This window comes from Streptomyces sp. NBC_01669 (genome assembly GCF_026339735.1).
In the GTDB taxonomy this organism is placed as follows: Bacteria; Actinomycetota; Actinomycetes; order Streptomycetales; family Streptomycetaceae; genus Streptomyces; species Streptomyces yanii.
In genome coordinates, this window is sequence record NZ_JAPEQG010000001.1 from 4,775,840 (window position 1) to 4,790,555 (window position 14,716).

Genomic DNA, 14,716 nt, shown 5'->3' on the forward strand with positions numbered 1-14,716 from the left:
TTCGGCATGGCCGCCGTCCTTCCTGTTCCCGGGTTCCTGTGCGCTGTCACGTTGCTTGTCGCCGTGTCGCTGACCGGCTGCGGAGGGGGCGGCAGCGGCGGCACCGGTGGTAGCGGTGCCGAGAAGGGGGCGGACGCGAGTGAGGAGGCCCGGCGGCCTGACGACTTCGGCTGTCTGACATCGGCCGAGGCCGAGGCGGCGTCCATCACCTTCAAGTCCGCTGACTCCACCGAGACCGGCGGCTATATGCCCGGCGGTGCGAGCGGCGTCGGGACAGGCGCGGGGATCGTACTGGCCCACCAGTCCGACGGCACCGCCTGCCAGTGGAAGGACAAGGCCGATGAGCTGCACCGGGCCGGCTATCGGGTGCTCGCGGTCAATTCGGCGGGCCAGGAGGTCTCCGAGATCGTCGGAGCGGCCGGGTATCTGCGCGGCAAGGGCGCGAAGAAGCTGCTGCTGATGGGGGCATCCAAGGGGGGTACCGCCGTACTCACCGCGGCGCCGGAACTGGAGCCGCAGCCGGACGCGGTGGTCTCGCTCTCCGCGCCGACGCTCTACTCCGGAATGAACGCGCTGGGCGCCGTGCCCAAGCTGACCGCGCCGGTGCTCTACATGGCCGCCGAGTACGACGACTACTTCGGGGACGACGCGAAGACGCTGAACCGGGCGAGTACCAAGGCGGCGGAGCACAAGCTGATCTACGTCAAGGGCGGCGGCGAGCACGGAGTGGCGTTGCTCGACAGCCAGGAGAACTGGGCCGCGGTACAGGCGTTCCTCAAGAAGTACGGTTCGTGAGAGGCCTTAGGTCAGCTCGGTGGGGCGCTCGGGGCCCGGAGCCAGGTCTGTCTCCTCGAACACCAGCAGCGTGCGGGTGGAGAGCACCTCGGGGATGGCCTGGATCCTGGTCAGGACGAGTTCGCGCAGCGACCGGTTGTCCGGTGTGTGCACGAGCAGCAGTACGTCGAAATCGCCGCTGACCAGTGCGATGTGGGTAGCCCCCGGCAGGGCCTGGAGCTGCTCGCGCACCGTTCGCCAGGTGTTCTGGACGATCTTGAGCGTGATGTACGCGGAGGCGCCCTGCCCCGCCCGCTCATGGTCCACCCGCGCGCTGAAGCCGCGGATCACTCCGTCGTCGATGAGCCGGTTGATCCGGGCGTAGGCGTTGGCGCGCGAGACATGGACGCGGTCGGCCACCGACCGTATCGAGGCACGGCCGTCTGTCTGGAGCAGTCGGAGGATGTCGCGGTCGATGGCGTCGAGGGGCCGCGCGGGCGGAACCCGGCCGGGGTCCTCGGCTCCGTCGGCCATTTGTTCAGCTGCCATGTCCCCGTGCCTCCCTGCCCTGGACGACCTGCCCCTATCCCAGGCTGTGGAGAACCGTTTGTCCACAGGCTGACGGTGCCTGTAGCCAAAATGCGTTCGCGACCGAACAATCGGTAGGTGAGGCGCACCACACCGCGCCTCGGCGCGTGCTCGACATTTCGACATATTCAGCCACCCCTCGATATCGGGTGATCCCTCGATATCGCCAGATGCCGCTCGATACCCCTCGATGCCAGGAGGTGCTCGTCATGACGGTCCAAGAGCTGCCCGGCGCGGCCGCTTACCGGCCCACGCCGCCCCCGGCCTGGAAGCCGCTCACCGACCCCGCGCCGCTGCTCCCGGACCCCGAGCCGTACCGCGTGCTCGGTACGGACGCCGCGGCCGACGCAGACCCGGAGCTGCTCCTGCGGCTCTACGCCGAGCTGGTGCGCGGCCGGCGGTACAACGCACAGGCGACTGCCCTCACCAAGCAGGGCCGACTTGCCGTCTACCCCTCCAGCACCGGGCAGGAGGCCTGCGAGATAGCGGCGGCGCTGGTGCTGGAAGAGCGTGACTGGCTCTTTCCCAGCTACCGCGACACCCTCGCGGCGGTCGCGCGCGGTCTCGATCCGGTCGAGGCACTGACTCTGCTGCGCGGCGACCGGCACACCGGTTACGACCCGCGCGAGCACCGCATCGCCCCGCTCTGCACGCCGCTCGCTACCCAGCTCCCGCACGCCGTGGGCCTGGCGCACGCGGCGCGGCTGGCGGGTGACGACGTGGTCGCGCTCGCCATGGTCGGCGACGGCGGCACCAGCGAGGGTGACTTCCACGAGGCGCTGAATTTCGCGGCCGTCTGGCGGGCCCCCGTGGTCTTCCTGGTCCAGAACAACGGCTTTGCCATCTCCGTGCCCCTGGCCAAGCAGACGGCGGCGCCGTCGCTGGCGCACAAGGCGGTGGGGTACGGGATGCCGGGCCGGCTGGTCGACGGCAATGACGCGGCCGCGGTGCACCAAGTGCTCGGCGAGGCAGTGGCGCGGGCGAGGGCCGGAGGCGGTCCGACGCTTGTCGAGGCTGTGACGTACCGGATGGACGCCCATACGAACGCCGACGACGCCACGCGCTACCGCGTCGACAGCGAGGTGGAGGCGTGGCGGGCGCACGACCCGATTCAGCTTCTTGAGCGGGAGCTGACCGGTCGCGGGCTGCTTGCCGAAGACGGCATCGAGGAGGCGCGCGCGGCCGCGGAGCGGATGGCCGCCGGGCTCCGCGAGCGGATGAACGCCGATCCGGTGCTCGATCCGATGGACCTCTTCACCCATGTGTATGCGGAACAGACCACGCAACTGCGGGAGCAGGCGGCCCGGTTGCAGGTTGAGCTCGACGCCGAGCAGGACCACCACGGCCAGAGCGGCCCACGTGGTGCGGAGGGAGGGCGATGACGACGGCGGCGGCCATGGCCGGCGAGCAGATGGAGAGGGCCAAGCCGGCCACCATGGCGCAGGCCCTGGGGCGTGCGCTGCGCGACTCGATGGCCGAGGACCCGACGGTGCATGTCCTCGGTGAGGATGTCGGCACGCTCGGCGGGGTCTTCCGGATCACCGACGGGCTGGCGAAGGAGTTCGGCGAGGACCGCTGTACGGACACGCCGCTGGCCGAGGCGGGCATCCTCGGGACGGCTGTCGGCATGGCGATGTACGGGCTGCGGCCCGTGGTGGAGATGCAGTTCGACGCGTTCGCCTACCCGGCGTTCGAGCAGCTCATCAGCCACGTCGCCAAGATGCGGAACCGGACCCGTGGTGCCATGCCGCTGCCGATCACGGTGCGGGTGCCGTACGGCGGCGGGATCGGCGGGGTCGAGCACCACAGCGACTCGTCCGAGGCTTACTACATGGCCACGCCCGGCCTGCATGTCGTCACACCCGCCACGGTCGACGACGCGTACGGGCTGCTGCGGGCCTCGATCGCCTCCGACGACCCGGTGGTCTTCCTGGAGCCGAAGCGGCTGTACTGGTCGAAGGCGGCCTGGTCGCCGGAGGCGCCGGTGGCCGTCGAGCCGATCGGGCGGGCCGTCGTCCGCCGCCCCGGGCGCAGCGCGACGCTGATCACGTACGGGCCCTCCCTGCCCGTCTGCCTGGAGGCCGCGGAAGCGGCCGTCGAGGAGGGCTGGGACCTCGAAGTGGTCGATCTGCGCTCGCTCGTCCCGTTCGACGACGAGACGGTCGCCGCTTCGGTGCGGCGCACCGGTCGTGCGGTCGTCGTCCATGAGTCGTCCGGGTTCGGCGGCCCCGGCGGGGAGATCGCCGCCCGGATCACCGAGCGCTGCTTCCACCACCTGGAGGCGCCGGTGCTGCGGGTCGCCGGATTCGACATCCCCTATCCGCCGCCGATGCTGGAGCGCCACCATCTGCCGGGCGTGGACCGGGTGCTCGACGCGGTCGCGCGACTGCAGTGGGAGGCGGAGAGCTGATGCCCCAGGTGCTCGAATTCAAGCTGCCCGACCTCGGCGAAGGACTGACCGAGGCGGAGATCGTGCGCTGGCTGGTGGAGGTCGGCGATGTGGTCGCCATCGACCAGCCGGTCGTCGAGGTCGAGACGGCCAAGGCGATGGTGGAGGTGCCGTGCCCCTACGGAGGTGTGGTGACCGCCAGGTTCGGCGAGGAGGGCGCGGAACTTCCGGTCGGGGCGCCGTTGTTGACGGTGGCGGTCGGGTCCACTGCGGGAGAATTCACCGCTGATGGGGCTGCGGAGGCCGAGTCGTCCGGCAACGTGCTGGTGGGGTACGGGACGGGAGCACCGGCGGCGCGTCGTCGGCGGGTTCGGCCCGAGGCGGTCTCCGGTGCGGGGTCTGTGACGGTTCCGGCCCCGGTGGCGGTCCCAGCGGCGGTTCCCGGTGAGGGACCGGGGCCGGTGGCGGTCATCTCGCCCTTGGTGCGGAAACTGGCGCGGCAGCATGATCTCGATCTGCGGCAGCTGACGGGGTCGGGGCCGGACGGTCTGATCCTTCGGTCCGATGTCGAATCCGCCATCAGGGCGGCGGCGAGCGCAACAGTGGAGTCGGCTCCCGTGTCCGCAGTCCCGGCGTCGGATTCGGTGTCGTTCCCGGCATCGATGGCCCCTTCGGCCGGCCGTGAGGTCGCCGGGGAGCGGATTCCGTTGCGCGGTGTACGGGGCGCGGTCGCCGACAAGTTGGCGCGCAGCCGGCGCGAGATACCCGACGCCACGTGCTGGGTCGACGCAGACGCCACCGAGCTGATGGCCGCGAGAGCCGCGATGAACGGCGCCGGCGGTCCGGCTGCCGGGCCGAAGGTGTCAGTGCTTGCTCTGCTCGCCCGTATCTGTACGGCGGCGCTGGCCCGGTTCCCCGAGCTCAACTCCACGGTGGACCTGGACGCGCGGGAGATCGTGCGGCTGCGCGACGTCCATCTGGGGTTCGCGGCCCAGACGGACCGGGGGCTGGTCGTCCCTGTCGTGCGGAATGCGCAGGACCGTAACGCGGAGTCGATCGGTGCCGAGATCGGCCGGCTGACCGAGGCTGCCCGGACGGGGAAGCTGACCCCGGCTGATCTGAGCGGCGGCACGTTCACGCTGAACAACTACGGGGTGTTCGGGGTCGACGGGTCGACGCCGATCATCAACCACCCGGAGGCGGCCATGCTGGGTGTCGGTCGCATCGTGGCCAAACCGTGGGTGCACCAAGGCGAGTTGGCCGTGCGCCAGGTCGTTCAGCTCTCGCTGACCTTCGACCACCGGGTCTGTGACGGCAGCACGGCAGGCGGATTCCTGCGATACGTGGCCGACTGCGTGGAACAGCCTGCGCTGCTTCTGCGCGCGTTGTAGGAGAAGAAGAGAGGAAGCGGAGGAGGGCGAGGAGGAAGGGAACGGGGAGGTTCAACAGGAGCGTGTGGCACGCATACTCGGGGCATGACCGCGTATGACGCCATCGTCCTTGCCGGAGGGGCCGCCAAACGCCTCGGGGGTGCCGACAAACCAGCCCTGCGGGTGGGGGGCCGGGCGCTGCTCGACCGGGTGCTCGCCGCCTGCGCCGACGCCGCAGCCACCGTCGTGGTGGGCGGTCGGCGGCCCACCGTACGCCCAGTGACCTGGGCGTACGAAGAGCCGCAGGGCGGCGGGCCGTTGGCGGCGCTCGGCGCCGGGGTGCGGCTCACGACGGCCGGGCATCTGCTCGTGCTCTCCGCCGATCTGCCGTTCCTGGGGGAGAGCACGGTCAAGGAACTGCTGGCCGCAGCTGCTCACGGGGAGCGTGACGGGGCGCTGTGTGTCGATCAGGACGGGCGGGACCAGCCGCTGGTCGCCGTCTACCGTTCCGAGCCGCTCCGTCGCGAGCTGGCCCTGCTGACCGCCGAGCACGGCAGCCTGGCCGGGCTCCCGCTGCGCCTGCTGACGCACGAACTGGACCTCGCCCGCGTCGAGGCCGGTCCGCTCGCCTCCTTCGACTGCGACACCTGGGAAGACATTGCCGCAGCCCGGGCCCGCATCAGAGAGCATGGGACCGTGCTGGACGAATGGATCACCGCAGTCAAGAACGAACTGGGCATCGAACTCGACGTCGACACCGACGTCCTGCTCGACCTCGCCCGCGATGCCGCCCACGGTGTGGCCCGGCCCGCGGCGCCCCTGACGACCTTCCTGGTCGGGTACGCGGCGGCGAAGGCGAGCGGCGACGGCGGCGGGGCCGAGGCCGTGGCCGAAGCCGCCCGGAAGGCGGCCGCGCTTGCCCTTCGCTGGGCGGACGAGGCCGAGACGCCATGACGACACCCCGACGCAAGGTCGACAGGGGCACGGCCGACGACTGGACGCCCGTGCCCCCTCCGGGTCCGGGGAGCAGAGGTCCGGGGGCGGCCCGGCCCGCCGTCCTGACCTCAGGGGAGATAGGTGCCGCCACGGAGGCTCCGTCGGCCGGCCGTGCCACCGCAGTGGATCAGGACCGGGCTGCCGCGGGTACCGGTGTCGCAGGAGAAGCTCAGGCTGCCAGGGGGGCCGCTGTTGCAGGGGTTGCCCCAGCGGCTGGTCAGGCTCGTGCGGAGGATGAGGTCCCGAGCGCCGAGGGCGCCCGCGCCGCCGCAGAGGCTCGCGTTGCCGTGGGCGCCCGCGCCGCCGCAGAGGCCCGCGCGGCCCAGCAGGCTCGCGCCGCCGAGGAGGAGGACCGGGCCGTCGACCAGGCGCTCGCGCTGGTCGGGCGCCAACCCCCGCGGGAGCCCCGATCAGTGGCTCAGTCGCAGCCCGGGGCCGGGTTCTCGGAGCAGAGTCCCCGGCAGGGATCCGGCTCGGCACCGCGCCGGAGTCCTGACCCCAGCCCTGACCACAGCCCTGCCCACGTCCCTGGCGAAGGCCCTGGGCAGGGGTCCGGCCCGGACCCCGTTCAGAGGCCTGGTCCCGGTCCCGGCTCAAACGTTCACCAGGGCACTGACCACGGTGCCGCCCACAGCCCCGGCCGCACCCCTGGCCGGCAGCCCTCCGGCCACTCCTCCGGCCAGTCCTCCGCCCCCGAATCCGACCCCGAGTCCGCCCGCTACCCGCGCACCCGCGACCGACGGGCCGACGTTCAGCGCAGCCATGCCACCGCCTGGGGCGAGGCCCGCGCTCTCGCCGCGCGGGCCGGGCGGTCCGCCTCACCCCGCACTCTGCGGCTCACCCTCGACCGGGCCATCGGACGCGTGCTGGCCGAACCGCTTACCGCGCTCACCGATCTGCCGTCCTTCGACACCTCCGCCATGGACGGCTGGGTCGTTGCCGGACCCGGGCCCTGGACACTCCGAAGAGGCGAGGACGGAGGTCAAGGGCTGGGCATTCTGGCCGGGCACAGTGCGCCCGCTCCGCTTCCCGACGGGGATGCCGTACGGATCGCCACCGGCGCCCGCATCCCGGCCAATGGCACCGCTGTGATCCGGAGCGAACACGCTCACGCCGACGAGGCCAAGGGGCTGTTGTACGCGCAGCGCCAGGTGGTTCCCGGGCAGGACATCCGGCCGCGTGGCCAGGAGTGCCGTTCCGGCGATCAACTTCTGCCCGCCGGAACGGTGGTGACGCCCGCCGTCCTCGGGCTGTCCGCCGCCGCCGGTTACGACGAGCTGCTGACGGTTTCCCGCCCGCGCGTCGACGTGCTCGTCCTCGGGGACGAACTGCTTACCACCGGTCTGCCGCACGACGGGCTGATCCGGGACGCCCTGGGCCCCATGATCGGCCCCTGGCTCCGGGCAATGGGTGTCGAGGTCTCCGCCCCACGACGCCTCGGTGACGACCGTGAGGCCCTCCGGCATGCCCTCACCACCTCCGACGCCGATCTCGTCATCACCACCGGCGGTACCGCAGCAGGCCCCGTCGACCACGTCCATCCCGTCCTCGCCGAGATCGGCGCGGAGCTGTTGGTCGACGGCGTCGCCGTGCGCCCGGGTCACCCGATGCTGCTGACCCGGCTGACCTCCGGGGGCCCGTATCTCGTCGGGCTGCCCGGCAACCCCCTCGCCGCCGTCTCCGGTCTCCTCACGCTCGCGGAGCCCTTGCTGCGCGGGCTGGCCGGCCAGGCGGTGGAGGATTCGTATCGGGTCGTCATGCGCGACGAGGTGCACGGGCACCCGCACGACACCCGCCTGGTCCCTGTCGTGCACCGGGTCGGTGCGGGCTCCGGCCCCGAACACGTCGTACCGCTGCACTACAACGGTCCGGCCATGCTCCGTGGGATCGCCGCCGCCGACGGGCTGGCCGTCGTGCCGCCGGGCGGGGTACGGTCCGGCACCGAGGTGGAGATCCTCGATCTACCGTGGGCCTCGGCGACGCCGTGGACGGAAGGGTGTTTCACGTGAAACTTCCCGGCCACGATGCGATGGCCAGGCGGGTCGACGAGCATCTCGTCCCCACACGGATCATGCTTCCGCGCCGTGTCGTCGACAGGCCGCTCCGACAGGTCGCCAAACGGCTGTTGATGGCGCTGATAGTCCTCGCCGCCACAGTGCTGATCGTCTGGGCCGACCGTTCCGGCTACCACGACAACGCAGATGAGTCGGTGGACCTGCTCGACGCCGTCTACTACTCGACGGTCACTCTCTCCACCACCGGGTACGGCGACATCACTCCGTACAGCGACAGCGCACGACTGATCAACGTGGTGCTCGTGACGCCACTGCGCGTGCTCTTCCTGATCATCCTGGTCGGCACCACCCTGGAGGTCCTGACGGAGCGGACCCGGGAGGACTTCCGGCTGAACCGTTGGAGAACCAACTTGCGTGACCACACCGTTGTTGTCGGCTTCGGTACGAAGGGCCGCTCGGCGATCCAGACACTCTGCGCCACCGGTCTGAAGAAGGAACAGATCGTGATCGTCGACCCGGCGAACAAGGTGATCGAGGCAGCGAACGCCGAAGGTTACGTGGGCGTCGTCGGGGATGCGACGCGCAGCGAGGTGCTGCTGCGGGCCGAGCTCCAGAAGGCGCGTCAGATCATCATCGCCACCCAGCGCGACGACACGGCGGTGCTGGTCGCGCTGACGGCGCGGCAGCTCAACCGTGGCGCGAAGATCGTCGCGGCGGTGCGCGAGGAGGAGAACGCACCGCTGCTGCGGCAGTCCGGCGCCGACGCCGTGATCACCAGCGCCAGCGCCGCGGGCCGGCTGCTGGGTCTTTCCGTCCTCAGCCCGAGCGCGGGCACGGTGATGGAGGACCTGATCCAGCAGGGCAGCGGCCTCGACCTCGTCGAACGGCCGGTGATAAAGGCCGAGGTCGGCAAGAGCGTCCGGGGGACCGAGGACCTGGTCGTCAGCGTGCTGCGTGGCCACCGGCTGCTCGGTTACGACGATCCGGCGGCCAGCCCGTTGCAGCTGACGGACCGGCTGATCACCATCGTGCGTGTCTCGGAAACCCCGCCGCTGAACACGCCGCGCCAGCAAGGGGTGTGAAGGTCCGGGGTGTCTCTTCGCTCAGTGCGACGGCGTCACGGAGTAGCCTCGCCGCCATGCATGCGATCACGATCCCCGAACCCGGTGGCCCCGACGCGCTCGTATGGGCCGAGGTCCCCGATCCCGTACCCGGCGAGGGCGAGGTCCTCGTCGAGGTCGTGGCCGGCGCGGTCAACCGCGCCGATGTGCTCCAGCGGCAGGGCTTCTACAACCCGCCGCCCGGCGCGTCCCCCTACCCCGGACTGGAGTGCTCCGGCCGGATCACGGAGATCGGCCCCGGTGTCACCGGCTGGTCCGTCGGCGACGAGGTGTGTGCGCTGCTGGCGGGCGGCGGATACGCGGAGAAGGTCGCCGTGCCCGTCGGACAGCTGCTCCCCGTACCGGACGGCATCGACCTGACGGTGGCTGCGGCGCTGCCCGAGGTGACGTCGACCGTCTGGTCGAACGTCTTCATGGTGGCCCATCTGCGACCCGGCGAGACGCTGTTGGTGCACGGCGGGTCCAGTGGTATCGGCACGATGGCGATCCAGCTCGCCAAGGCTGTGGGCGCGCGGGTCGCGGTGACGGCGGGCGGGCCCGAGAAGCTGGCGCGCTGCGCGGAGCTCGGTGCCGACATCCTGATCGACTACCGGGAGCAGGACTTCGTCGAGGAGTTGCTCAAAGCGACGGACGGGGCGGGCGCGGACGTCATCCTCGACATCGTCGGCGCGAAGTACCTGGACCGGAATGTGAAGGCGCTCGCCGTCAGCGGCCGACTTGCCATCATCGGTCTTCAGGGCGGCGTCAAGGGCGAGCTCAATCTCGGCGTCCTGCTGAACAAGCGGGCCGCCGTCACCGCGACGTCGCTGCGCGGACGCCCCCTTGCGGAGAAGGCCGCCATCGTCGCCGCCGTGCGCGAGCACGTGTGGCCGCTGATCGGCAGCGGTGTGGTCCGGCCGGTCGTGGACCGTACGCTGCCGATGTCCGACGCGGCGGAGGCCCACCGGGTGCTGGAGTCCAGCGCGCACATCGGCAAGGTGCTTCTGCGGACGCCGGCAGCCTGAGCCGTACGGACAGCGGGGCCCGGCACACAGATTCGTGTGCCGGGCCCCGCTGTCCGTACGTGCGCAGATAGGTGGAGGGAACGCGTACGCGTTACAGGTACGGTCCCGAGCGGATCGCCCCGTGCGCGTCCGACGCGCCGTCATCGTCCTCGTGACCGCTGCCCGGCGGGAGGGCGCGACGCATCTGCTCCAGTTGCGCCCGGGCCGCCATCTGCTGGGCGAACAGCGCCGTCTGGATGCCGTGGAAGAGGCCTTCCAGCCAGCCGACCAACTGAGCCTGCGCAATTCGGAGTTCCGCCTCGGAGGGCACCGACTCCTCATTGAACGGCAGGGAGAGCCGCTCAAGCTCCTCCACCAGCTCCGGGGCGAGGCCGTCCTCCAGCTCCTTCACGGAGCTTGCATGGATCTCCTTGAGCCGGACCCGGCTCGCCTCGTCGAGAGGAGCTGCCCTGACCTCTTCCAGGAGCTGCTTGATCATGCTGCCGATGCGCATGACCTTCGCGGGCTGTTCGACCATTTCTGTCACTGGGACCTCACGCGATTCGTCGTCAGTACCACCGCCGCCGATCGCCATGCCGTCCTGTCCCACTACGAGGACTTGGGGGTGCTCCTGCGACCGTTCATTCCTCGGCATCTCCATGCCGCCCATTGTCTCGCACACGTCCTGCTCAACAGGGTGGTGCCCCCGAATACGGTTGATCCACCGTTTTCGGGGGCACCTTATCCGCCCGGTCGGCGCATCATCCGGCCGTCACGGTCAATCGTTCGGCCGTCATCCACCGCGCCTGGCCAGCGCCAGCCGCGAGCGGGTGAACGCCGCGGCGAGCAGCCCGGCCAGCAGCGGGACGACCACGGCAAGCAAACCGATGGTCGCCCAGGGCAGCACGATCGGCGTGTAGGCGGAGTTCATCGGTTCCACCCGCATGTCCTCCACTGCCTGGCGCAGGTCGACGAGCCGGAGCGCCACCGCCGGTACGAGACCCGCTGCCGTGCCGAGCAGGACGCCGGTGAGCGCGACCACCAGGCACTGGAAACCGGAGAGGGTGCGTCGCACGCCCGGGGGTGCACCGACCGCGCTGAGCGTGGTGAGGTCGGCCTCCGCGTCGGCCTTGGCGAGACCGGTTGTGATCGCGGCCGCGCCCAGGGTGACCACCCCCGCGAACAGGGAAAGAATCAGCAGGATCGTGTCTTCGTGCAGGTTCCTGTCGTCCCGCCCGCCCTCCGACTGGAGGTAGATCCCACCGCCGGCCAGTTCGATCGCGGCCGACACCCGCTGGTCCTCGGCGTCGGTCGGCGCGTGCGCGACCGCGTAGACGCTGCCGTACATCTCGGTGTGCAGACCGAGCCGCTTGGTCGTCCGCAGCGGCATGATCATGCGGACCCCGGGCGTGGTGGCGTACTGCTCGGGCGCCTGATAGACCTTCAGCCGGTCGGTACGGGTCTCGGCCTTGCCCGGGTGCAGCTTCCGGTTCTTCTTGTCGCGGTCGTTGTACGTGTGGACGGCTTTGAGGGTGACCTCGCCGTTCGTCGCGTACGCCGGATTGAGCAGCACGGGTGTGCCGGCCGCCAGGGCCTTGGCGGCCGCGGGGTCACGGAGCTTCACATAGGTGTTGAGGAACTTCGCGTCGCCCAGGACGATGCCGCCCGGCCCACCCTGGAACGAGGTCGTGTACCTGAACTCGTCCAGACAGGCGGGGGATCGCATCAGCTTCTTGTGCTCCTCGGCGGAGAGACTCGCAGCGAGCTCCCTGGCGCCCTTGCCCTTGAGCGGGCAGGAGTGACCCTTGCCGGTGGGCTTGATCAGCTCGACCGAGCCGCAGCCGTTCTCCTCCTGGTAGTAGACGGCGCAGTCGCTGCCCGCCCAGACCCGGCCGAGGTCGGCGTGTCCGCCGTTGACGGCCAGGTTCCGTTCGATGGCGGCGCGGGCCAGGGGGAGCTGCTGGGTGGCCCCGCCGTCGGAAGCGAGGAGAGCGACGGTGCCGGGGGTGAGCGACGGCGTGTACTCGAAGTCCGACTCGGCCAGCGTGCTGGACATATAGGTGGCGATGGCCACTGACCCCGCCACGGCCGCCATCACGGCCGCGACCGCCGGTGCCGTCCGTCCCCGGTTGCGGGCCGCGTCGCGCAGCGCCATTCGCGGGGCGAGCGGGAGCCTGCGGCCGAGCCTCCCCAGGAGGCCGACGATCATCGGGATGCAGCAGAGGAGCCCGAGTTCGGCGACGACCGAGCCGCCCGCGACCTGCGTCGAGTCGCCACTGGTGCCGCCGTGGACAGCGATGGCGATGCCGCCCAGCAGGGCGGTTGCGCCGATCAGCGGAAGCACCCGGGAGCTGCGGCGGATGCCGCGACGGCCGCTGAGCGATTCCAGTACGGACTGCCGGCTCGCCACGATCGCGGGGGCGAGCGCCGCCAGCAGACCGGTGACGAGGCCGATCACGGCAATGGTCAGCAGCTCGGACGGGTGCACGGCGAGCGAGCCGAAGCGGTGTCCGGCCCAGCCCTCGATCATCGGGCGGAACACCACGGTGAGCAGGAACCCCACCACGACACCGACGACGGCACCGGCGCCGCCGAGCACCAGCCCGCCGGAGAGGACCACGGCCCGCACATGGCGCCGGTCGCCGCCGCACGTACCGACAAGGCCCAGCTGGCGGCGGGAGCGGCGGGCACCGACCGTGAAGGCCGGTCCGGCGAGCAGGACGATCTCCAGGACGGCCATGGCGACCACGGTGATCAGTGCCGCGCTCAGTTCTCCGGAACCGCCGTACGAGCTGCCGCTCATGGACCTGGCCATCGGGACCTCGGAGTCCGGCGGCGGGTCGAGAACGACCTGTCGGGACACGACAAGCGCGCCCCGCTCATTGGCCGCGAGCACGTCGGCCCAGCTCACGCCTGCCCCATGGGCGCCCTTGACCAGCCACTCCTTCGAGCCTGTGTTCGGCGGGAGCACCTTCTTGTCGTGCTTGGCCAGGGTCCGCCACGGGGCGATGACCGCCCCGGGTTCGGCGTACAGCGCCGCGGACTTGAGGTTGTCCGGCCGCTCGACGACACCGGTGATGGTGTATGTGCGCTCGGGGCCGCGCAGGGTGGTGCGTGAGCCGACGTGCAGACCCGACTTCTTCAGGAACGGCTCGGTGGCGGCCATTTCGGAGTCGCGGCGCGGAAGGGAGCCCCGCACGAGATCGACCTTGCCGCGGACCATGGGGTCTGAGGTCCGGAGCTCGACGATGTCGGTGGTGACCACCCCGTAGGCGGTGGTGGCCGCCGCCGGGACGGTCACGATGCTGATCGCGTGCGCGCCCTCGGGCAGCGCGGTCGTCGTGTCGATGCCCGGAACGGATGTGCCGCCCGGCTGTGAGGTGTCGTCCGGCACCACGCCGTACGACTTCCCGTCGGGCATCTGCTCGATCGCACCCGCCCCCATGCCCGGGTCGCTGAACAGCGCGTCCGCGGAGCCCATCGCGGCGGTCAGCTCCTCCGCCCGGGTCGGCGTCACACTGCGGTACGTCACATCTGCGGCCGTCACACCGAGTACCGGCAGCGCGATCATCGCGACGACCAGGGCACTGCGGCCCTTGGCCCGCATCGCGTCGCGCCGGGCGATCCTGAGGGCGGCACGCCAGCCCGTGAACATGCTCACTCGGCGCCCTCGACGGCGAGCAGCGAGTCGGCGGCGGTGGACAGCGTCTGGTCGACGATCGAGCCGTCCCGGAGGAACACCACCCGGTCCGCCCAGGCGGCGTACCGCGGCTCGTGCGTCACCATCACCCCGGCCGCACCCTGGTCGCACCGGTTCCGCAGCAGGGCGAGGACGGCCTCACCGGTCTCCGAGTCGAGCGCCCCGGTCGGCTCGTCGGCGAGCACCAGGCGCCGGTCCCCGACCAGCGCACGCGCGATCGCGACCCGCTGCTGCTGACCCCCGGACATCTCGTCCGGGAACCGGTCGGCGATCTGCAGCAGGTCCATCTCCTCCAGCGCTGCCCGCGCCTCCTTGCGCGCCTTGCGCACGGAGACGCCGTCGAGTTCGCGCGGCAGGGCGATGTTCTCGGCGGCGGTCAGCGCCGGGATCAGGTTGTAGTCCTGGAAGACATAGCCGACGCTGCGCCGGCGCAGGGCGGCGACGCCCTTGCGGCCGAGCGTGGAGATGTCCTGCCCCTCGATGACGACCTGGCCGCTGCTCGCGGTGTCGAGACCGCCGGCCAGCGTCAGCAGAGTGGACTTGCCGGAGCCGGACGGGCCCATCACGGCGACGAGTTCACCGGTGTGCACGGAGAGGTTGATGCCGCGCAGGGCATGCACTTCGGCGATACCGGTGCCGTGGGTGCGTGTGAGATCGCGGAGTTCGAGCACGGGCGCGTCGACGGGCAGGGGCGCGGCGGAGAGCCGGGGTGTCGGTGACGGAGATGCGGACGGGACGTGCGAGGACATGGTGGTTGGTTCCCCCCTCGGGATCGGTTCT

13 protein-coding genes are annotated in these 14,716 nt (G+C 71.0%); 8 read left to right on the top strand and 5 right to left on the bottom strand.

All coding sequences use genetic code 11. The features are described 5' to 3' along the window. Positions 1 to 6 precede the first annotated feature (6 nt). Positions 7 to 795 (top strand): S9 family peptidase, encoded by a 789-nt coding sequence (locus OG972_RS21415; RefSeq protein WP_266983826.1) that lies wholly within the window; start codon positions 7 to 9, stop codon positions 793 to 795. A 6-nt stretch (positions 796 to 801) separates the two neighbouring features. On the opposite strand, the gene OG972_RS21420 is transcribed toward OG972_RS21415, so the two are convergent. Next, positions 802 to 1,323, bottom strand: coding sequence for an Lrp/AsnC family transcriptional regulator (locus OG972_RS21420; RefSeq protein ID WP_266983828.1), 522 nt, complete (start codon positions 1,321 to 1,323; stop codon positions 802 to 804). Positions 1,324 to 1,571: 248 nt separating this feature from the next. On the opposite strand from OG972_RS21420, the gene pdhA reads away from it, so the two are divergent. The 4 genes from pdhA (at position 1,572) to OG972_RS21440 (ending at position 6,075) form a co-directional block, all read left to right on the top strand. Then, the gene (gene pdhA / locus OG972_RS21425) at positions 1,572 to 2,744 is read left to right on the top strand and encodes a pyruvate dehydrogenase (acetyl-transferring) E1 component subunit alpha (RefSeq protein ID WP_266983830.1); all 1,173 of its coding nucleotides are present in this window, start codon (positions 1,572 to 1,574) and stop codon (positions 2,742 to 2,744) included. Continuing rightward, positions 2,741 to 3,772, top strand: a complete 1,032-nt coding sequence (locus OG972_RS21430; protein WP_266983832.1) for an alpha-ketoacid dehydrogenase subunit beta — start codon at positions 2,741 to 2,743, stop codon at positions 3,770 to 3,772. The genes pdhA and OG972_RS21430 overlap by 4 nt, the downstream gene beginning before the upstream one ends. Next, positions 3,772 to 5,142 carry a dihydrolipoamide acetyltransferase family protein gene (locus tag OG972_RS21435; RefSeq protein ID WP_266983834.1) on the top strand — a complete coding sequence of 457 codons (1,371 nt, stop codon included), beginning with the start codon at positions 3,772 to 3,774 and terminating at the stop codon, positions 5,140 to 5,142. Before OG972_RS21430 ends, OG972_RS21435 begins: the two co-directional genes overlap by 1 nt. 84 nt (positions 5,143 to 5,226) lie before the next feature. Next, positions 5,227 to 6,075, top strand: coding sequence for an NTP transferase domain-containing protein (locus OG972_RS21440; RefSeq protein ID WP_266983836.1), 849 nt, complete (start codon positions 5,227 to 5,229; stop codon positions 6,073 to 6,075). A gap of 110 nt (positions 6,076 to 6,185) precedes the next feature. On the opposite strand, the gene OG972_RS21445 is transcribed toward OG972_RS21440, so the two are convergent. Then, positions 6,186 to 6,509, bottom strand: a complete 324-nt coding sequence (locus OG972_RS21445; protein ID WP_266991055.1) for a hypothetical protein — start codon at positions 6,507 to 6,509, stop codon at positions 6,186 to 6,188. Here OG972_RS21445 and OG972_RS21450 point away from each other — a divergent pair. The 3 genes from OG972_RS21450 to OG972_RS21460 are packed head-to-tail and all read left to right on the top strand — an operon-like array spanning position 6,405 to position 10,257. After that, a complete protein-coding gene (locus tag OG972_RS21450; RefSeq protein WP_266983838.1) occupies positions 6,405 to 8,126 on the top strand; it encodes a molybdopterin-binding protein in 1,722 nt (573 codons plus the stop codon). The genes OG972_RS21445 and OG972_RS21450 overlap by 105 nt on opposite strands. Next, complete coding sequence (locus OG972_RS21455) at positions 8,084 to 9,214, top strand: TrkA family potassium uptake protein (protein ID WP_266983840.1); 1,131 nt, start codon at positions 8,084 to 8,086, stop codon at positions 9,212 to 9,214. The genes OG972_RS21450 and OG972_RS21455 overlap by 43 nt, the downstream gene beginning before the upstream one ends. A gap of 56 nt (positions 9,215 to 9,270) precedes the next feature. Then, positions 9,271 to 10,257: an NAD(P)H-quinone oxidoreductase gene (locus OG972_RS21460; protein ID WP_266983842.1), complete on the top strand. Its 987-nt coding sequence runs from the start codon at positions 9,271 to 9,273 to the stop codon at positions 10,255 to 10,257. Positions 10,258 to 10,348: 91 nt separating this feature from the next. On the opposite strand, the gene OG972_RS21465 is transcribed toward OG972_RS21460, so the two are convergent. The 3 genes from OG972_RS21465 to OG972_RS21475 form a co-directional block, all read right to left on the bottom strand. Beyond that, positions 10,349 to 10,897 (bottom strand): bacterial proteasome activator family protein, encoded by a 549-nt coding sequence (locus OG972_RS21465; protein WP_323135886.1) that lies wholly within the window; start codon positions 10,895 to 10,897, stop codon positions 10,349 to 10,351. A 132-nt stretch (positions 10,898 to 11,029) separates the two neighbouring features. Next, entirely contained in the window at positions 11,030 to 13,897 is a 2,868-nt protein-coding gene (locus tag OG972_RS21470; RefSeq protein ID WP_266983844.1) for an FtsX-like permease family protein, read from the bottom strand. Next, positions 13,894 to 14,685, bottom strand: coding sequence for an ABC transporter ATP-binding protein (locus tag OG972_RS21475; protein WP_266983846.1), 792 nt, complete (start codon positions 14,683 to 14,685; stop codon positions 13,894 to 13,896). The genes OG972_RS21470 and OG972_RS21475 overlap by 4 nt, the downstream gene beginning before the upstream one ends. Positions 14,686 to 14,716 lie beyond the last annotated feature (31 nt).